We start from the raw sequence: 20,518 nt of genomic DNA, 5'->3' as shown, positions 1-20,518 counted from the left end.
TAGTAAATCTATTGCTAATTTTTATATACTTATTATTAATTAAAATACTAATTTAACTTATCTTTAGCTAAAACCTTTTTTTACAATTATATTCGTATCATATCTCTAGTAATTTCATCTATAGAATAAGCGCCACACATTGCCATTGTATCTTCTAATTCATTTGCTAATTTATCAATGTATACTTTTATTCCATCTTCTTCTCCACCATAAAGTGCAGTTACAAAAGTTCTACAAATAAGTACTCCATCAGCTCCAATTGCAAGTGCTTTAAATACATCTACTCCAGAACGTATTCCACCATCAACAAATACTTTCATAGATCCATTTACTGCATCTACAATATCAGCTAATACCTCTGCTGTAGCAGGACATTGATCTAGTACTCTTCCACCATGATTAGATACAACAATTGCAGCTGCTCCGGCTTCTTTTGCTTTTAATGCACCGCTTACAGTCATAATACCTTTTACTATAAATGGAAGATTTGAAAATTCAATAATTTCTTTTAATTCTTGCACTGACTTTGCGCCTGCAGGTGGATTCATATTCTTTAAAAAAGGAAGTCCAGCTGCATCAACATCCATGGCTACTGCAATAGCATTACTTTCTTTTACTAACTGTATTTTTTCTTTAATAGTATCAATATTCCAAGGTTTTACTGTTGGAATACCAATTCCATCTACACTTTTTATAGCACTTGTAGCAGCTTTCATTACCTCAGGATTTGTACCGTCTCCAGTAAATGCTAATATTCCTTCTTTTGCACATGTAGATACTAAAATATTATTATATGTCATATCATTATATTTATCACCATAATGTAAATTAACAGCGCCTACAGGTCCTGCAAAAAAAGGATATTTAAATTTTTTTCCAAAGAAATCTACACTCATATCAACTTTTTTATTTTCAGTTAATGTATCCATATTTATACGAATTTCTTTCCACTTATCATAATTACGAATTGCTGTATCACCAACACCTTTAGCTCCAGGTCCAGGAATTTGATTTCTACAGACTTTTCCATTACATTCTATACATGCTTTACAATAATCACCAATACAAACCCTTGCATTTTCTAATAGTTCGTTATAATTCATAATTTAATCCTTCTTCCTTATATATTAATTTAAAATTCTATATATTTTTCTAAAAAGCTCCAGAGTCTCCTCCACCTCCACCCGTAAAGCCTCCACCACTTGATATTCCACCAAAATCACTTGATGAATTATTAGGTGGATTTGCTGCATTATGAGCGGTTCCATTAATATCGTTAAATAATGTTGTATAATAGAAATAATTATCATATAACCAATGATTATTTGAATATAAATCATAATTATTCATTTTAGTATCTATTTTTATAGCATCAATTAAATTTTTAAATTCTTTATTAGTAATTTCTAAAGCATAAGCATAAATTAAATTATCCCCTATTCTATCATCTATTTTTACTATATGGGTGTTACCTATTTTCTTTAGATATTCTTTATAATTAAGCCATTTAAGCTTTTCATTATACCAGCTATTTTCTAACACTTTTTTATTTCTAATTTCAGTATAAAAACCTCTATTCTCAGCATCTTGTATAACGATTTTTTGCCATTTTGATAATTTTTCAACAAATTCTTTAGCTTTATTTTCAGATTTAACTACTTTTTTTATTTCTTGTAAGGTAAAACTTCCTTCTGACTCGTATTTTTCAAACCATTTCAGTACATAGTCTAAGTGTTCAAATTCTAAATTAGTATTCAAATTAACTCTAGTAAATACTAAATCTTCTTTATTAGTTTTTTTGCCTTTTTTATCTAGTATAATAGTTTTCTCCTCTAACTTGTAATATCCCTTATTAGCTAAATAAAATAATGTTGGATTTAACATGCTTTCATTTACATACTTTTCGTTTATAAGTAAATTAACTAAAGCAGGAGGTAAGTCTGATGGTGGATCTATTAAAAATTCATTATTTGTAAATATATACTCTTCTCTATATTTTGCTAATTCATTTTCAAACTTTGATTTATTAATAAACCAAGCACCAACTCCCCCACAAATTAAGATACCTAATATTATAAATATACTAGAATTATTATTCTCAGATATATCACACTTTTCATAAGAGCTATAATCCCCATTATTATTTTCATCTATATCTATAGGTATTTCATCAACCATGTTTAAATAATCCTTTTGAAATTGTAACTTAATACCTATTAATGAAGTTAAATCTTTAAAATTAACTTCTACTAGATCTTCTGTATAATTCGAATCAATTTTACCATCACCAAAAAGTTCATAGTAAAAGCTATCTTTATTAAAGTTATCGTTTTTTAATGAAATTTTCAAAGTGCCACTTTTTACTGAATCTATATTTTCAACAGTATAAAAGTTCCAATAAAACTCTGAAAAATTTTCATATTTTTTAGCAGCTTCTTTTATGGTATATTTAATATTAATACTTTTTGTTTCATCACTACTTTTAGTAAAAAGTTTAATTTGTGTCTCTCCACCTAAATCGTTAATTTCATATGTGTTATTTTCTTCATTATAGCCTTCAGTAGCTTTTATTGTATTGCCAGATTCATCAATAATAGAAACGTCATTTATTATATATCCATCTGAACCATAAGAAATCAAATTTCTAAATATACCATTAAACTGTCCTGAAAACCTGTACTGTAATATTTCATTAACTTCTACATCCCCATTTTGAAGTATTTTGGCTTCAATATCTAAATTATCGATGTAATATTCCCTACTTGTTGAAAAGAGATTTTGTGGAATAATCAATATAAATAAAAATAGTAAAGTAGTTATTAGCTTTTTGATGTCTATATTACCCCTCCTTTACTAATAATAGTAATATAAATATCCAAATACATCAAATTTTACTATAAAAAATAGAAAGGCTTTTTAATTCATATTTATTAATAAAATGGTACTTCGTAATATCTAAAAACATATAGTATTATTATTAATTTTTTATGGTGATAAATGAAATTATATGAAGGTATAAATATAAATGAATTACAATTATTAGGAACAGGTACACAAGGAAAAGTTTATAAAATTGATGAAAAAAAGTGTATTAAAGTTTTTAAAAAAAGAACTTATTGTGAAAATGAAATAGATACATTACTTATGTCACAAAATAACAACCACTTTCCTAAGCTTTATAGCTACGGTGAAAATTATATTATAAGAGAATTAATAACAGGCATTGAATTTGATAAATATTTATTAAATAATTCACTTACACCAGCACTTGCTAATAAAATATTAGAGTTATATGAAGCTATGTCAAAAGTAGGTTTTTCAAGATTAGATACTGCATTATTTCACATTTTTATAACTGATGATGAAGAATTAAGACTTATAGATACAGCTAGAGCTATGAAAAAGACTGTCGTATATCCATCCTTAATCATTAATGGGTTAAATTCTTTTGGTTATAAAAATCAATTTTTAAGTTTTGTTAAAATTGTACGACCTGATATTTTTAACAAGTGGATTAATACTTTAAATAAGGAGAAATAATGAGATTTATTGTTTTTGGAGATTCAAAAGGTAAAGAAAATGGTATAAACAAAAAAATATTAAATTCCATTTTAAACGAAAGCAGTAGACTTAATCCTAAGCCCGATTTTGTTATTGTTTTAGGAGATTCCATAGCGGGAGGTGATAACCCCAATATTCTATTAACTCAAATTAATGACTTTAGAAACATAGTTGCTAGTTATTATCCCAATAAGCCCCTAATTCCAATAGTAGGCAATCATGAAGTTAATATTAACCCATCTGATGAAACTTTAGAACAGTTATTTAGCAAATGCTATGCTGATCTTAAAGTCACTAATTATTTAGAAGGATATAATAAAACTGTCTATTATATGGACTTTCCCGAATGCAGACTAATAGTTCTTAATTCCTTTCATTACGGTGAAATTCATAGAATTACTAATAATCAACTAAAATGGTTTAAAGAATCTTGTGCAGAAAACAATAAAAGAAAGTTAGTTTTTGTTCATTCGCCAGCTTTTCCTACTGGAGCTCATCTTGGACATTGTTTAGATTTATATCCTAAATACAGAGATGAGTTTTGGTCAATAGTTGATGAATACAATATAAAAGTAGTCTTTTCCTCACATGAGCATAATTATTCAAGACGTATTATAAATAATAAAAATAGTATTTATCAAATTATTTCAGGCGGGGGTGGTGAAAAGCTTAAAAATAAATATAGTAGTAAAAGTGGCGTCATTATACCTCCTATTGCTGTATATCATTTTGTTGTTGTAGATTTAAATTCTACATTTATTAAAATATCCTCAATTAACCTTAAAGGAAAAGTTCTTGATGAATTTATAATATAAAAATAACCAGTAAGCTAAACTTCTAAATTTATAGCTACATTTAACTATTTGCTATAAAATAAGCATATTAAGCTTCTACTGGTTATTTTTATTAAAGCTTATTCTACATTCTTTACAGCTCCTATAATTTTAGATGGAAAAGCTTTTATTAATGTTAATACAAGGCAAACTGTAATAGATTTATCTAGTAAATCAAATAAAATTTGTGTAGAAAATATACTTGCTACTATATTTATTCCTGCTTCTTTTAAATACATTATTATAAAAGAAGTACCTGAAGATGTTATTCCTCCAAAAACAAAAGCAGAAATTAAAGATGCTACAAATGATCCTATTACAGTTACAATTACAATTCCTAAAACTATTGCTTTACCTTTAAATAAATTTTTTCTAAAACAAAGACCTGCCATAAAACCAATTATTATTTGAACTGGCATAAAATATAGTGAATACGGGTCAAAAGTAAGCCCATTAATTAATGATGTTACAAGCCCAGTTAATACACCCCCTATAGGACCAAATAAAAATGCTGATAAAAAAGTTCCTATGGTATCAATAAATATTGGTAATTTTAATGATGTTGCAACAAAAGCTCCAACAATATTTATTACTACGGCTATTGACATAAATGTAATTTTAAAAGTATTATTTCTATTCATATAAAATCCCCCTAATTATTTACAATTGATTATTAATATATAAGATTTATCGAAAGTTATTTACTCCGTACCTAGGATTGTTAAGTACTATTTCAATATCCTCTTTATTATCTGGAAATATTCTTTCTAAGAACATTTTCATAAATTTATCTGAATTTACTTTTGTTAATACAAGCCCATTATGCTCTTTTTTATAAAATTCACCTATATCAACTAAAGTTTGGCCTATAGCAATACCATCTGTAACTATATCTAAGTAAGAAGTAAAGCCTTCACAAATGCTCCTATCTATGAAATAAGCTACAGCTAATGGATCATTTATTACACATCCTAAAGTTTTTTCTTGTTTCCAATGGAAATCAACATAAAATCTAGTTACATCTACAATAAAATTAGCTACATCCCCACCTATTTGTTTTATAAGTTCTATAAGATTAGGTGTTAGTACTATTTCTCTAGTTACATCTAAGCAAACCATTGAAAAAGGTACTTTGCTTTTATAAAATATTTCTTTTACCCCATGAGGATCAACCCAATAATTAAATTCAGCAACTTGTGAACAGTTACCATGTGATTTAAAAGCCCCACCCATAGAAACTATTTCATTTATCATATTAAAACTAAGTTCATCTTTCTCTATAGCTTTTGCTAAGTTCGTTAATGGACCTAAAGCAATTATGCTTAAATCACCTTTTTTAGCATTTTCTAAAATAAAGTCCACACCACCATAATGTATTTTAACATTGGCTTCAGCATAATTAGTTTCACCAAGACCATCTTCACCATGAGTATCTTGTGCTGTAATAAGTTCTCTTATTAGTGGGAATTCCTCACCTATGTATACTGGAATAGCTTCTCTGTTCATAAGCTTTAAGACCTTTAGTGCATTTTTTGCACCTTGATCTGATTTAACATTTCCTGAAACTGTAGTAATACCTATAACTTCTATTTCTGGTGAATTTAATGCTAAAATTAAAGCTAATGAATCATCAATTCCAGGATCACAATCAATTATTACTTTCTTTTTCATTTTTACTCTCTCCTTTAATTAATAGGTGTATGTATTAGACTGAATATTACTATCTAACACAGTATAACGAAGATAAAATTTACATTCAGAAAATAAAAAAATGGAATAAACTTAAAAGTTCATTCCATCACAAAATAAAGGGAGCCTTATCAAATGACATGGCTCCCTCATATATTAAAATCTAGTTTATATTTCATTGTAATTATGCAATAAAATTAATCTAATAAACTTTTAAAATATTAAAAAGTTATTAGGGTCCTAGTTTTTTATAGAGGGATGGTTACGAACCTCTCTCAGAATTATTCTGAGTATATAAATTTTACTTTTACAGTATAACCCTATATTGGTATTTTATCAATAAATATTTTAAATAAAAATTATTTAATTTCAATATACTTACTTGGTATAAGTTTTACAAATCTACTAACATCTTTTCTATACCCATATAAACCTTTAGTATTTGATGTTATATAGAGCCTCTTCTTTGCTCTTGTCATAGCAACATAAAAAGTCCTTTTATCTTCGTCCATTCTTCCACTTTTAACAGCTCCATATGAAGGGAATGTTTCCTCCTGCATTCCTGCTAAAAATACATTTTCAAATTCTAATCCTTTTGATTGATGAACTGTAATTATAGGGATTCTAGGTTTTTTACTTCGTTTAATTATTAATTCTTCTAATTCGCCATTAGATAGTCCTGTCATTTTTATCACATCTAATAAAGAATTTCTATTGCTCTTTTCAGGAATATCTAAATCTTTTAGTAATGAATAGAAATCTCTTAATCTTTCTAGCTTTTCTACTCCGCCTTCACCTTTATATAAGTTTTTAACTCCTAAATCATTTATAATATAAGGTATAATTTCATAAGCCCTCATATTTTCTGATGATTCAAATAAAGAATTTAGCTTATTAGTTATATCATTAAAGCTCTTTAAATATTTACTCATAAAAGCCATTCTTTCCATTGAAGTTGGTTTTAAATATTTATTAACTGCATAAACTAATAACTCTCCTGTTGCAAGTATATCATCCATTGCATTATGTGATGGCTTATGACTTGTGTCAAATATTCTACTTAAAGTTTCAAGCTTATGATTTATAGCATTAGGATAAAATCGTCTATATATATCTAATGTATCAAATACACCTTTAAACATAGGTTTAGCCATTTTAAGTCTTTCAAGTTCACTTGTTAAAATGCTTATATCATACTGAACATTATGACCTACTATTATAGTATCTTTACTAAATTCTAAAAAGTCATTAAAAACAGAGATTTTATCCTCTCCATTAATTCTTAAAAATTCGTCTGAAAATCCATGAACAAATTCAGAAGACTTAACAGATTTATTATTTTTTAAAAATCTTTCAAACTTTTCTATAACTTTTCCTTTATTATCAATCTTTATAGCTGCTATTTGGATTATTTCATCTTCAGTTACATCTACTCCTGTGCTTTCAACATCAAATATAACAACATTATTATTTTCAAGTTCATTTATAAGTAATGCATATCTTTCACCATACTTTATAACATTTGGATCAATATAATCAGATAATCTAATTCCTATTTCTTTATATTTATTAGATGCTATATCACTTAATGTAACTTCACCTATACCAGTTGGTAATCTCTCTATAATTCTACTAAGACTTAAAGAATCATTTCTATTAGCTATTAATTTAAGAAAAGCTATAATATCTTTAATTTCTTGTCTTCTAAAAAATTTATATTGATCTACCAATATAAATTGATAGGTAGAATTGCCTAAATTACTTAATGCTTTACTTAATGCAATATTATAACTATTGTCTCTAGTTAATATACATGTCTTAGAAATATCATTTCCACCTTGAATTAACTTATTTATTTCATCAACAATAAACTTACTCTCTGGAAAAATCCCGTCTCTTACAGCAAAAGCTATTTTATCTCCATCTATAGGTGACTCTGAAATTATACCTTCTTCATATATTGTGCTAGCTTTTTCTTTAAATGCATTGTTTAAAAAAGCTAAAGATGCATTAGTTAAATTTTTTGTAGCTCTATAATTTTTGTTAAATACTATTTTATTAGGTGAATACTTAGAGGTATACAGATTAAATATAGTATCTGGATTAGAACCTCTCCATTCATATATAGTTTGGAACATATCTCCACATAATAATATATTATTTTTATTAAAGATTTTTTCTATTATTGAATATTCAAGTGTACTAGTATCTTGAACCTCATCTATATTTATATACTTATATTTTTCAGAAAGTGACTTTACTACAGCTTCATCACTAAAAATAACTTGAGCATTTTCTATTAAATCATTAAAATCTAAGCCATGATTATTGTGAAGTAATGCATTATATGTTTTTATTAATTCATGTCCTCTATCTTTAAGATAATCTTTCATATCAAAGTTAATAATTCTATTTTCCTTACACATTTGATCTATAGCTTCTTCTTTGTGGTGGAAAATATCATCTATAACTTTTTTTATATCTTCATTATAATCATCAGTATAAATATTAAGTCTTGCTCTTTCGCTTTTAACCATATCTATAAATGACTTTAATCCCTTTACTGGGTAATCAAAATAATTACAAGTAGCTATAAGCTCCTTACAATCTTCTTCATCAAAAATTAAAAAGTCTGTAAATATATCAGTTCTTTTTTTTGCTTGTTCTTTAATTACATCAAAGCAAAAGCTATGAAAGGTTTTAATACTAATATCCTTAGCATTAGCCCCTACTACGGTTTCAATTCTATCTTGCATTTCTCTACAGGCCTTATTAGTAAAGGTTATACAAAGTATTTCTGAAGATTTAGCTTTTCCTTGATTAATAATATTAGCTATCCTTTTTGATAATACATCAGTTTTACCTGTTCCTGCAGAAGCTAATAAAAGAATATTCTTATCAAGCTCATTAACGACTTCCTTTTGCTTAGCATTTAATATCATATTTTCACTCCATTCATATGAGTTTTACCTTATACTAATTTTATACTACATTTTGAACATATATTCTATATTTAAATATAAAACTATTTTTTATAACAAAAGCCTTCTAGCAATTTCTTACTAAAAGTTTTTTGATATATATTTATTTCAGACGAATTATCTACTAAATGAAAATCTCAAATCTTTTAGGATGTGATATGTATTATAAAACAGCAGGTGTTTCAGCAAAAGAATACCGATGTTTAACTGATATTTTTTCAAAAGAAGAACTAGAAAAAGTAGCTAATATTGTTTGGTATTAAAAAATAATTCTTGACTAAATTTACCTATATCTGTACAATATAATCGTTCATCGGAGGGTGTAATAATTTTCTTTAAGAAATTTGCGCTGGATAAGATGGTAAGCGAAAGCTTACTAGCTTATCCAGCTTTTTTGTTTTAAAGAAAAAAATATTATATACACAAAATTAAATATTTATAGGAGGATATTAACTATGAGTAATTTAACGAAAGGTAAAATCAGTACAACACTATTAAAATTTGCAATCCCAGTTTTATTTGCAAGCTTATTACAAGCATTATATGGAGCTGCCGACTTATTTGTTGTTGGTCAATTCTCAGATTCGGCTGCAGTTTCAGCTGTAGCTATTGGTAGTCAGGTAATGCAAACTATAACTGGTATAATTTTAGGTATTTCAATGGGTGGAACAGTATTAATTGGTAGACGTATAGGAGAAAAGAATGCTGAAGGAACAGCAAAAGCTATCGGATCATTAAGTATTCTATTTATACTATTTGCAATAATATTAACGCCATTAATGTTTTTAGCAACAAATTCTGCTATTTCTCTAATGCATACACCACTAGAAGCTATTAGCTTTACAAGACAATATATTATAATTTGTTCATTAGGCATTCCTTTTATTATTGGTTACAATGCTGTAAGTGGTATATTTAGAGGATTAGGCGATTCAAAGACCCCAGTATACTTTGTATTAATAGCTTGTATAGTAAATATAATTGTTGACGTTGTTTTAGTTGGTGTATTAAAATTTGGAGCAATTGGAGCAGCAATAGCTACTATTTCATCACAAGCAATAAGCTTTATAATTTCTTTAATTTATATGATTAAGAAAGGATTTTCTTTTGAAATAAACAAAAAACATTTTAAATTGGACAAGGAGTCTGTTAAATATATATTAATAGTAGGATTTCCACTAGCTCTACAGGATGCTTTAGTTAATATATCATTTTTAATTATTACAGCTGTAATAAATACAATGGGATTAGTTGCTTCAGCTGCTGTTGGGGTAGTTGAAAAGATTATTATATTTGCAATGCTTCCTCCTACAGCTTTTGGTTCTACTGTTTCTGCAATGACGGCACAAAATATTGGCGCTGGAGAAATTAAGAGAGCTAAGACGGTTCTTCGTTATGGAATAATTTATTCTTTGATATTTGGGGTTTTAGCAATGATATATTCTCAACTATATCCCGAAACACTAACTTCAATTTTCTCAAATGATATCAATGTTGTAAAAGTTGCAGGAGAATATTTAAAATCTTTTTCTATTGATTGTATTATGGTAAGCTTCGTATTTTGTATGAATGGATATTTTAGTGGACAAGGAAAATCAACAATTTCTCTTATTCATAGTTTAATTGCTACTTTTGGGTTTAGAATTCCGTTAACCTATTTTATAAGCAGAATTGATGGAGCTACCCTTTATGAGTTGGGGTTAGCAGCACCAATCTCTACCTTTGTTTCAATTATAATTTGTTTCGGATATTTTTATTGGCAAAATAGAAAAGAGAAATTATCTACTAATGAAAATATAATTGCCTCATAGTAAAAAGAGCTGATTTCAGCTCTTTTTATTCTAATGATTCTTTTACTTTATCAAGTATATCAATTATACTTTTTTTAACTGACTTTTCAAAAGCTTTAAAATCTATTGACTGAATATCAGTAGAATTATTAGTAAATGAAAATAAACTTTCTATTACATTAGAATGTTTAACTTCATTTTTTTCCATACTTTCTCTTAATTCTTCATTTTCTTCTATTGAGTCAGTAATAGGAGTTACTAAAACTACTTTTTCTTCTGCACTTTCAGTTAATACTTTACTATTATCTGAAATTTCACTATTAGAAGTAAAATAAACTAATATAAATAAAAAAAACATTCCTATTAATATAACAACTATAATTGGAGCCCATTGTATTTTATTATCAATGACTTCTTCTTCTTCCTCCTCTTCTTCTATTTCCTTAACATATATATTATTTATTACATTATTTTTTTCTCTTTTAATTTCACTTATAATTCTTTTTGTAATTTCTTCAACAAGCTCTTCTTTAGATTCTTTTATATATTCATAGTAATCTTCTTTTTGCCCTATATGTTCAGAAATGCTATGCTCTTTTATTTCATCACTAATTTTCAATTATTATACTCCCCCTAACTAGTAAATTATTATAAATATATTTATCAACTATACATAATATTCATTATTTATATTAAATTTAAATATGGCTTTATATAAAAAGGTAATATTATAAAAATAACCTATAAGTTAATACTCTTTTATAAGTATTAACTTATAGGTTATTTTTAAACAAGCTCCTTGATTAATTTGTATTATACTAAAACAATTAATCTATTATTTGCTATTTTTATTTAACACCTTCTCAAAAGCAACTCTTTTACTTTTATCTGCTAAATAGATTATTCCACAATATTTAAAGTCATTTTTCTCAAGTAATTTTTGCATAGAAATATTTTCTTCATGTGTATCTATCTTTATACTATAAACATCTTTATTTAAGCAAAGCTCTTCAACGTATTTAATAATTTTTGATGATAATCCTAATCCTTTATAATTATTGTCAACAGCTATTCTATGAATAACTGCAAATTTATTGTTAGTAATCCATTTACCTTCATAAATAGATTCGTATGTCTTTTCCCCATCAAAAGAAATGGCGGCAGTAGCTACAATATTATCATCTTTTAATAATACGTAGCTTTCTCCCTTAGCAATATCACTATTAATTACATCCGGATTAGGATAATTGTCTTGCCATTGGTTAATTCCCTGTATCTTAAAATACTCCTGGGCTTGTCTAATAATATTCATTACACTATCTATATCTGTTTTAATTGTTTTTCTAAACTCCATTTTTCATTCCACCTTTTGTTTAACTATTAATTATTTTTTTAATTTAATACTCCTTTAAAATAATCAATACTTTATATTAATTTAACAACCAGATAATAAGTTTATTTAGCTATAAAAATTATAAAGCTATTAACAATATATTTATAAAAATCAAGTTATAAATTTTTAATTTATTTATAACTTGATTTTTAGGATAACTTAGTTTAATTAAGATTCTTTTTCCCTCTAATATATTCAATAATAGCCCATATAATAGGAATCCATAAATTTATTCCAAATACTGCTCCAACCATACCATAGCCATATAGTTTTTTAAAATATTCACCAGCAAAGGAGTCAAATAAATCATTTATTTCTTTAGAATCCATTTTTTCAATTTGCTTATAGGTTATATCTTTAAGCTCTAAGCTTTCTAGTATTGCTTTTGTATGAATAATAAGAACATTTAATATTGCTTCAGAAACTATTTTATTAATATCATCTTTAAGCTCTATATCTAAAATATTAAAGTTTTCTTTAGATAACTTATCAAATATATTTTCAATTGCTAATAATAATTCATTTTGAATTTCTGTATTTATTAAAACATTATACATAACTTCTTTAATATCTTTTGTTAACAATTCATCATTTAAAATAATAGATATATCTTTATTTTTAAATGATTTGCAATATATTTCTTTAAGTGTATTAACAACTCCATCATTTAAAGCTTCACTGTTTAAAAGTAAGTTAATAGCTTTTTCTGAAATATATTTAATATCATTTTCCGTTAAATTATTAAATACCTGCTGTAAAGTTATATTTTCTATAGTAGGTTTTAAATTATCTTTAAATAATTCTTTACTATACTTCACTAAAGATTTGCTATTTTTATTAATATTATCTATTACTTCATTCCTACCAAATTTTATTTCATTCTTAAACTTTAAGTATAGTTTTTCAGGATTATCTAAATTTAAAGGTAGTAATAGGGAAGCTATTTTTAGCTCTTTAATTTTATCAACTAATTCATCATTGATTATATTAATAGCTTTATTTAATTTTTTATCATTTGCTAATCCTTCAAATATATTATAAATTAAATCACTACTATTTATTTCATTAATTCCAATATTTAAATCACTTAATTTTACTGGATAAATAATAGTATTTAGACTATTACCTACAATAGCTTCTATTTCATTTACCTTTTTGCTAATAAATAATGGTAAATTTTTATTAACAGCAACATTTACACAATTATCAACTATTCTATCTCCACCAGCCATAGCATAACCCATTTTTTGAAGGAAATTTAATCTTGAATTTATGTTTTGCTTAACAAAATCTCCAATATAGTTTTCCTTTTCTGCTATAATATCTGTTAACTTAATAATTATGAAATCACTTATCTTACTTAAATTATTATCAATTAACTTTTTAATGTTACCATTAAACATAGATTCAATAGTTTTTTCATCACTTAACTCTTCTGTTAAGATTTCTTTGATTTTACAACTTAAAATATATCTTAAATCTATATAAATAAAGCCTTCTATTTTATTAAAAGATACTTGTTTTAAAGCTTCAATTTTGCTATTATCAAATACATTTTGTAAGCTTTTATTTGTTAAAGTACTATAAGCAGCATCACTACTTATTATAATATCTTTAATAACACTCTCCTTTAATAATTCTTGTGTCTTATTTTTTATTAAGTTATCTAATATATCTTCAATTCCATTTAGTAATGATTCTGGTAATAAGTTAACTATCCTTTTATCAGAATTTATATTTTTTTCTAAGTATGTTAATAAATATTTATTTAATAAATCTCTTTGCTTTTTAACTACACATCCGATTTTATTATATAAAGTATCCTTTCTATTTATATTAGTAGAATCTATATAATCTTTTCCTATGATATTAATTATCCTATCTGTTTTTATATTTAATATTTCATCACTTAAAATCTGGCTAATATTTTCATTATTATCCTTTGAAGCTTTAATTAGTTTATTATAAAAATACCTACAAACAAACTTCTTATTTTTTACAAGTGAATCATGTAAATATTTATAATTGCTATTTGAAATTAAATTAACAAGTGAGCTATTCATCGTTTCCTTTTTACTTTTAAATAACTCTTGTATTTTTATACCATTTAATATTTCGTTATCAATTACACTACCAATTCCATTTGCTAAATCAGATTTATGAGCTGGAATATATCCTAAAGAAAATTGCTTTAAAAATGGTATTTTGGCAAGGAATTTATTCTTTTTATATGGTCTAAATAACATTGCAATTGCAATTACATTTGTAAATACACCTATTAATCCCATAAGAAGTATTGAACCTAATAACTGATATATATTATTATAAGTTCCAAATAAGCTTATATTGTTTGAAAACAATCCAAATATAAGACCACCAATTAATCCAAGTACTCCTCCAAATATTGAAAGTGGCTGTAATTCAGTTCCCATAAACTTTTGAGCTAAATCACAAATTTCATCTTCATTAAGTTTAATTAAATTATCGTAAACTATAGTTTTAATTTTCCCTTTTAATAAATCTTCTAAATTATTCTCAAGATATATAGCTGCTTCATTGCTAATACTGGCAATTCTCTTATCATCCTTATTAAATTTAGAAATAATATCTGCTATTTTAATATCATTACATTTATCAAAGATAAAGTCTTCAAAATCTAAAAGTTTACTTTTTATACTTTCGATTATATTAGAATTATTCTTTTCAATAACATTACTTAAATCAATTTTATTTATTTCTCTTTGTATTTCATTACTTAAATACTCCTTTAAAGCTAATTCATTGCTTATTAACAATCCTTTTATTTTTTCATTACTACTATCTTTTATATTTTTAATAAGTTTATCTGGAATAATATCTTTAATAGACTTATCCTTAATACTATCTATTTTTGAATTAATTTTGCTTGAAGTAAATTTTAAAATAATATCTTTAAAGCTTTCTTTTTTATTTAGTACAAAGCCACTTATAATTTCTAATCCTTTTTTATTGAAAAGTTCTTTAAAATCAACAGTTACAAAATCACCAATCTTTTTATTTTTTTGCATTACTAATAATTGATTTACTAAGTTAGTACCATTATTAGAAAGTTCATTAATAACAAATTCACTTACTTTATTAATAATATTATCATTTAAAATATTATTATTTTCTAATGCTATAACAATATCTTTAATTTTTGTATTCTTTAAATACTTAACTATACCAGTACTTAATTTTTTAGCTTCACTATTATCTAATTTATAAGCTTCAATAAAATTAACTATTTTGTTTATAACTTCATTTTTAGTACTAATATCATCTAAGAAATGTTCTCTAACTAATGATACTATAAGTCTTTTAATGCTAGCATCCATATTTTCAATACCTTCATCTATGGATTGCTCAATTATATTATCAAATTCATCTTTATTAGCTAATATCCATTCACTTATATAAGGTAAAAATATAGGAAGCTTTTCATTGATAAAGTTTGTTAGCCTTTCCCCTATTTCATTTGGCATAATATCATAAAGTGAAAGATCTATTTCTTTAATTATTTCAATAAACTCTTTAATAATATCACTTGTAAGCTTAATTCCTTCATTAGACTTTAAGTACTTACATAAATAATTGCTAATTTCTATTCCAAAAGCTTCAATTTCTTTATCATCAATAAAATCTTCTAAAACTTTCTCTTTTAATTTAACTTGAAGGCTATCTATTACTTCTACTATTTCACTTAAATCAATTAACTTCTTTGTTAAGTCTATTATATTTTCATCATTACTAAAATACTCTTCGATAATATCTGTAATTATGTAATTTATATTTTCCTTAATAATTCTAATAGTATTATCACTAATTAAATCATTAACCTTAATATTAGAACTCTCATTATATATGTTATCTATAGTATTTAAAATACTACTATTTTCATTTATTCCTTCAGATATTAATTTATATAAATTTTCACTTACAGATTCAATTTGTTTTTGTGATAACAGTTTATTTAAATCAATATTTTCAGCACACTTTTGTAAAAGTCCAGTTAATATTTCTTCAGAATTTTCATTAGTAAATACTCTTATATTTTCTATACTATTATTAAATCCTTTTAATTTACTTAAAGTCTTATCATTAAAGGCTTCACTTAATGCTTTATTTAAGAAAGTATTAAAGATATTTGTTATCTCTTTTCTTACCTTATCGCTCGCTAAGCTTTCCTTTAAAGATTTACCATTTATTATATCTCTTTCAACTAGAGAACTTATTTCCTCAACAAATTCTTTTTTTCTATTTTTTATAACTCCTCCAACTTTATAATTAAGTATTACTTTATTTCCTATCTTAAAGGGTATGTATTCCTTAAATAGCATGCTTACTGCATATTTATTTGTAATATACCCTGCAACTGCACCTGAACATCCTTGTAATATATATATTAGTATCCTTGATATATTAATCATAGTTATGTCTCCTATTAAAAGTTTTAGTATAACTTTATTATTTTAACACATTTTCATATTTTGTATATATTAAGTATTTATTCTAATTTTTATACTATATAATATTATTCTTTAAATATATAAATAAATTTACTTTTTCTAAAGTAAAAACTGCGATATAAAAATTAATCGCAGTTTTTTCATTCACTAAATATTTTTAGTTAATTTCTTAATATGTTTTATTTTCTTACAGATAAATTGAATCAAATATCCTTTACCTTGAAATTTATCATTTATAATCAATGTATTAATAGACTTTTAATATTGGTAATTCTTCATCTTCAACAGGACAATATCTTATATTATCATTAGTTAAGTTATACATATTATCATCAATAGTAAAAGCAAAACAAAGCCTAATTTTTACACTATTAATATCATATATGCCTTCATTATCTCTGACTCCTAAAACATTAAAAATATTTAAAGCTGCACTTTTATGTTCTTCACATACAATAAGACTAATAACTTCTGGACAAATACATTTTTTCTTACATTCAATATAATCATCAAACAATGCCCATAGTATACAATTTCTATCTAAAATACTCTTTACTAAAGCTATAACTTCAAAACTTCTATTTCTCTCTATTTCATCAATATATTCTTGCATTTCACCTTCTAAACTTCCAATGTAATTATTAACTAAATCATTAACATTCTTATAAAGTTTACTAAAGTATCTCTTTCTAAACTCTATAAATCTACTTTTAAGCAAAAAATCATAATCTTTATAATTATAATCTTCAAATATCTTTTTACATACTTTCTTTTCAGCTTTATGATATTTCTTTTTTATTTGAGATACTTTTTTTCTACATAATACTTCTTTCAATCTTTTTACTTCCTTAAGATCTGAAGACAAATTAATCCCCCCAATATAGTATTATTAATACTATATTACATATAAGAAATACTTTTTATTCTTTTTTATTGCGACAAAATATTTTATGAAATTAATTTTTTAAATAAGGCTGCCTTTAAAATTATCATATTTTTCTATATTATCATTACAATTGCTGCTATAGCTAACGAACAAAAAGCTGAAATTACTATTCCTTTTAAAAAGCTAATAAAATGATACTTATAATTTTTATATTCTTTATTCCCTTTTGTACCTGGCAATATAATAAAATTAGGGGTTATTGTACAAAACAATAGCCAATCCATAAATAAAAGATCAATTGTATTCCAAATCATTAAAATAAAAAAAGTATGCAAAAATAATAGTGCATATGTAACATATGAATTAAGATAAGCACTTCTTACTCTATCTACTAAAAATATAAATATCAAAATCATCATAGGTAGCGCTATTCTTAAAAAGCCTTGCTTTTCTTCTTCTGTTTGAGGTTCTACTTCATTTAATATTTCCTTAGGATAACTTTTCATTTCATATCTTGGATTAAGCCTTAAAATACTTATAATGGTTACTGCCATTAAAAATGATAAAATTAGACCATCTAAGATAATTCTATAAATATACATAATATCACCTCTATATATTGATGATTATGTATATGCATAAATATTAAAAATATAACTATATTCTTGATATTTAAATTACAGTATATTTTGACTTCTAGAAGATTTTAAGGTACCACTTACCCCTTATAAAATAATTATTAAAATGATAAATATTGTTTACTATATTTAATTTTAAAAATGTAATAAATGCATCTAATAAACATAGTAAATTTTATTAGATGCATTTATAAAAACATAAGAGTAATTAGCAATTTTAAGTTATTAGTTATACAATTAACTTTTACCTCATACTTGCAATTCTTTTTCTTAATCTCTTTAACTCTTCTAAAGAAGGATAAGGTTTATTAGATTTAATTGCTTTATTTACATTTTCCATAGCTTCTCTTTTATTTCCTGCCCTATATTGTGCATCTATTAAATAATACAAATACTGTGGAGTTTCCCTTGTCCTACTAATAAGATCTTTATAATAATCTTCAACTTTTTCAAAATATCCTCTATCACTCCTAAAAGTCTTTTGGAAATTTTCTCCTCTGAAAGCATACAATTGAATATTATATGCCTCACCCACTTCATGACTCCATAAAGCTAAGGTCTTTTCCCCTCCCTTTCTAGAGTCTGATTCTATAACTTCAATTTTTGAATAATTTATTTTTTCTCCCTTAAGTAGTTTATTAAATTTGTCATTTTTAAAATCTAATATATCAAGTACTGACCAAATTGATCCTATTCTCCATCCAACTAGTATATTATTAGTACTCTTAACTTTAAGTGGAGTTATTACTAAATCTGAAATATCATAACCTTCTCCACCAATTGAATCTAATTGTTTTAATATACCGTTTATTTCTCTAAAAGCTGATAAATATTGATTTCCCTTTGATTTATAACCACAAAGAATCTCATTGTTTCCATCTCCATCAATATCAATTTCTATTAAACCATTATTTCCACCAAACTTATTTAAATTAATAAGAGTTGCATCTTCAGGTAATTGATTTAATATTTCTTCTTTTCTATCTATGCCCCTATGAAGTACTGAAATACTTTCTCCATAAGTTACTGCACATTGCTCTAAAATTTCTACTTTTTCATCTTCAAGAGATATAAGTGTTTTAATAACGCCTAATGTGTTGCTATTATTTACTCCTATTATCCTTGAATAGAGCTCTAACTTCATTAAATCACTATCTAAAGTTTTTATTAGATTAATCTTATTTATATAAGATACTGTTGGATCTTCATTAGTTATTACCTTTCCATCCCTATTATAAATTTCATTTAAATATCTTTTGTTAATATTACAAATATCTAGTATATATTTCTTTTCGTAATACTTACATACAATTTCTATCTTTTTGTTTTCTAAATATTTTCCTACACAGCAATATTTCTCTGAGAAATGTTCGCCATTAAAAATTTCTTTAAGCTCTCCATCCTCATATTTATATACTATTGCAATAGCATATCCTCCTGTTCCACCTGTTTCTCCATAAAGAAGAATATCTTCTTTTTTTGTACTAGTAATATGACAAGTAAAAATTTTAAGGTTATATCCACCTACACTAATAGGACATTCCTTTATTTCTCCATTTTCTTCATTCTTTATTATCAGTTTAGCACTATCTACATAATTGTTATCTTCATGTAAGTAATCACCCTTTAATATTATAGTTTCATCACAACTATTTCCTGTAATATTAGCATTTTTTATATCAATTATTACTTCTTTTCTCATAATACTTCCTTAAAAATTAGTTTCATTATATCTTATTCTCCAAGTTTAAAAGTGATAATAGCATTTAAACTATATAAATAGTATTTTAGTGATTAATTTGAATATATTTATTTCAAAGTTTGAATACTTAAAGTGTAATTCCTATAATTTACTTGTTTTAATATAACAATTGTTGATTTATAATTAAATTCTACTATTTAATTTAATTTATTTTGCTAATGGTAATACATATAATCAAATATTACCATATAAATTAAAATATATTTTAAAAGGAGCTTTATTATGGATAGGGAAATATTTGATTTAATGACTAAAATGTATAATGAAATGCAAAATGGATTTTTAGCAGTAAATTCTAGACTAGATAAAATGGAATGTGAAGTAAGTAAAACTAATATGGTTATAGAAAATGAAATAAAACCTCGAATTGAAGCTTTATTTGATGGTTATAAACAAAATGCTGAAGCTATAACTAATTTAGAAGAAAAAGTTAAATAAAATACAGCACCTAATGATGCTGCATCTCTTAATTATATTCAGGTTTTTTATTTAAGGCTA

At 24.9% G+C, this 20,518-nt stretch carries 15 protein-coding genes and 1 riboswitch; of the genes, 4 read left to right on the top strand and 11 right to left on the bottom strand.

Annotation, left to right across the window (positions count from 1 at the left end):
* Positions 1-86 precede the first annotated feature (86 nt).
* Both HMPREF0216_RS03640 and HMPREF0216_RS03635 read right to left on the bottom strand, forming a co-directional pair.
* The gene (locus HMPREF0216_RS03640; RefSeq protein WP_005211283.1) at positions 87-1,103 is read right to left on the bottom strand and encodes an alpha-hydroxy-acid oxidizing protein; all 1,017 of its coding nucleotides are present in this window, start codon (positions 1,101-1,103) and stop codon (positions 87-89) included.
* A gap of 49 nt (positions 1,104-1,152) precedes the next feature.
* The gene (locus tag HMPREF0216_RS03635) at positions 1,153-2,793 is read right to left on the bottom strand and encodes a DUF2207 domain-containing protein (protein WP_005211282.1); all 1,641 of its coding nucleotides are present in this window, start codon (positions 2,791-2,793) and stop codon (positions 1,153-1,155) included.
* Positions 2,794-2,997: 204 nt separating this feature from the next.
* Here HMPREF0216_RS03635 and HMPREF0216_RS03630 point away from each other — a divergent pair, with 204 nt between their 5' ends.
* Both HMPREF0216_RS03630 and HMPREF0216_RS03625 read left to right on the top strand, forming a co-directional pair.
* Positions 2,998-3,540, top strand: coding sequence for an RIO2 family protein (locus HMPREF0216_RS03630; RefSeq protein WP_005211281.1), 543 nt, complete (start codon positions 2,998-3,000; stop codon positions 3,538-3,540).
* Entirely contained in the window at positions 3,540-4,376 is an 837-nt protein-coding gene (locus HMPREF0216_RS03625; RefSeq protein WP_005211278.1) for a metallophosphoesterase family protein, read from the top strand. The genes HMPREF0216_RS03630 and HMPREF0216_RS03625 overlap by 1 nt, the downstream gene beginning before the upstream one ends.
* Positions 4,377-4,474: 98 nt before the next feature.
* Here HMPREF0216_RS03625 and HMPREF0216_RS03620 read toward each other — a convergent pair whose 3' ends face one another.
* From HMPREF0216_RS03620 to HMPREF0216_RS03610, 3 genes are all read right to left on the bottom strand, one after another.
* On the bottom strand, positions 4,475-5,035 hold the full coding sequence (locus HMPREF0216_RS03620; RefSeq protein WP_005211276.1) for an ECF transporter S component: 561 nt from the start codon (positions 5,033-5,035) through the stop codon (positions 4,475-4,477).
* A gap of 46 nt (positions 5,036-5,081) precedes the next feature.
* Positions 5,082-6,065: a nucleoside hydrolase gene (locus HMPREF0216_RS03615; RefSeq protein ID WP_005211274.1), complete on the bottom strand. Its 984-nt coding sequence runs from the start codon at positions 6,063-6,065 to the stop codon at positions 5,082-5,084.
* Positions 6,066-6,317: 252 nt separating this feature from the next.
* Positions 6,318-6,362: riboswitch (PreQ1 riboswitch) on the bottom strand.
* An 80-nt stretch (positions 6,363-6,442) separates the two neighbouring features.
* A complete protein-coding gene (locus tag HMPREF0216_RS03610; RefSeq protein WP_005211272.1) occupies positions 6,443-9,025 on the bottom strand; it encodes a 3'-5' exonuclease in 2,583 nt (860 codons plus the stop codon).
* 494 nt (positions 9,026-9,519) lie between these two features.
* On the opposite strand from HMPREF0216_RS03610, the gene HMPREF0216_RS03605 reads away from it, so the two are divergent.
* A complete protein-coding gene (locus tag HMPREF0216_RS03605; protein WP_005211269.1) occupies positions 9,520-10,875 on the top strand; it encodes an MATE family efflux transporter in 1,356 nt (451 codons plus the stop codon).
* A gap of 25 nt (positions 10,876-10,900) precedes the next feature.
* On the opposite strand, the gene HMPREF0216_RS03600 is transcribed toward HMPREF0216_RS03605, so the two are convergent.
* The 6 genes from HMPREF0216_RS03600 to HMPREF0216_RS03575 form a co-directional block, all read right to left on the bottom strand.
* Positions 10,901-11,473, bottom strand: coding sequence for a hypothetical protein (locus HMPREF0216_RS03600; protein ID WP_005211266.1), 573 nt, complete (start codon positions 11,471-11,473; stop codon positions 10,901-10,903).
* 216 nt (positions 11,474-11,689) lie between these two features.
* On the bottom strand, positions 11,690-12,208 hold the full coding sequence (locus tag HMPREF0216_RS03595) for a GNAT family N-acetyltransferase (RefSeq protein ID WP_005211263.1): 519 nt from the start codon (positions 12,206-12,208) through the stop codon (positions 11,690-11,692).
* Between the two features lie 203 nt (positions 12,209-12,411).
* A complete protein-coding gene (locus HMPREF0216_RS03590; RefSeq protein WP_005211261.1) occupies positions 12,412-16,695 on the bottom strand; it encodes a DUF445 family protein in 4,284 nt (1,427 codons plus the stop codon).
* 286 nt (positions 16,696-16,981) lie between these two features.
* Positions 16,982-17,599, bottom strand: a complete 618-nt coding sequence (locus HMPREF0216_RS03585) for a hypothetical protein (RefSeq protein ID WP_005211258.1) — start codon at positions 17,597-17,599, stop codon at positions 16,982-16,984.
* A gap of 134 nt (positions 17,600-17,733) precedes the next feature.
* Positions 17,734-18,222 (bottom strand): hypothetical protein, encoded by a 489-nt coding sequence (locus tag HMPREF0216_RS03580; RefSeq protein ID WP_005211248.1) that lies wholly within the window; start codon positions 18,220-18,222, stop codon positions 17,734-17,736.
* A gap of 280 nt (positions 18,223-18,502) precedes the next feature.
* Complete coding sequence (locus HMPREF0216_RS03575; protein WP_005211246.1) at positions 18,503-19,960, bottom strand: hypothetical protein; 1,458 nt, start codon at positions 19,958-19,960, stop codon at positions 18,503-18,505.
* A gap of 282 nt (positions 19,961-20,242) precedes the next feature.
* Here HMPREF0216_RS03575 and HMPREF0216_RS03570 point away from each other — a divergent pair, with 282 nt between their 5' ends.
* Positions 20,243-20,458 carry a hypothetical protein gene (locus HMPREF0216_RS03570; protein ID WP_005211244.1) on the top strand — a complete coding sequence of 72 codons (216 nt, stop codon included), beginning with the start codon at positions 20,243-20,245 and terminating at the stop codon, positions 20,456-20,458.
* Positions 20,459-20,518 lie beyond the last annotated feature (60 nt).

The organism is Clostridium celatum DSM 1785, assembly GCF_000320405.1.
GTDB classification, from domain to species: domain Bacteria; phylum Bacillota; class Clostridia; order Clostridiales; family Clostridiaceae; genus Clostridium; species Clostridium celatum.
This window is presented reverse-complemented; position numbering and strand designations above follow the sequence as displayed.

Bases quoted from the DNA above. Each gene is read 5' to 3' on its own strand.
- HMPREF0216_RS03640 (WP_005211283.1), bottom strand. From the start codon at position 1,103: ATGAATTATAACGAACTATTAGAAAATGCAAGGGTTTGTATTGGTGAT.
- HMPREF0216_RS03630 (WP_005211281.1), top strand. From the start codon at position 2,998: ATGAAATTATATGAAGGTATAAATATAAATGAATTACAATTATTAGGA.
- HMPREF0216_RS03625 (WP_005211278.1), top strand. From the start codon at position 3,540: ATGAGATTTATTGTTTTTGGAGATTCAAAAGGTAAAGAAAATGGTATA.
- HMPREF0216_RS03620 (WP_005211276.1), bottom strand. From the start codon at position 5,035: ATGAATAGAAATAATACTTTTAAAATTACATTTATGTCAATAGCCGTA.
- HMPREF0216_RS03615 (WP_005211274.1), bottom strand. From the start codon at position 6,065: ATGAAAAAGAAAGTAATAATTGATTGTGATCCTGGAATTGATGATTCA.
- HMPREF0216_RS03610 (WP_005211272.1), bottom strand. From the start codon at position 9,025: ATGATATTAAATGCTAAGCAAAAGGAAGTCGTTAATGAGCTTGATAAG.
- HMPREF0216_RS03605 (WP_005211269.1), top strand. From the start codon at position 9,520: ATGAGTAATTTAACGAAAGGTAAAATCAGTACAACACTATTAAAATTT.
- HMPREF0216_RS03595 (WP_005211263.1), bottom strand. From the start codon at position 12,208: ATGGAGTTTAGAAAAACAATTAAAACAGATATAGATAGTGTAATGAAT.
- HMPREF0216_RS03590 (WP_005211261.1), bottom strand. From the start codon at position 16,695: ATGATTAATATATCAAGGATACTAATATATATATTACAAGGATGTTCA.
- HMPREF0216_RS03580 (WP_005211248.1), bottom strand. From the start codon at position 18,222: ATGTATATTTATAGAATTATCTTAGATGGTCTAATTTTATCATTTTTA.
- HMPREF0216_RS03575 (WP_005211246.1), bottom strand. From the start codon at position 19,960: ATGAGAAAAGAAGTAATAATTGATATAAAAAATGCTAATATTACAGGA.
- HMPREF0216_RS03570 (WP_005211244.1), top strand. From the start codon at position 20,243: ATGGATAGGGAAATATTTGATTTAATGACTAAAATGTATAATGAAATG.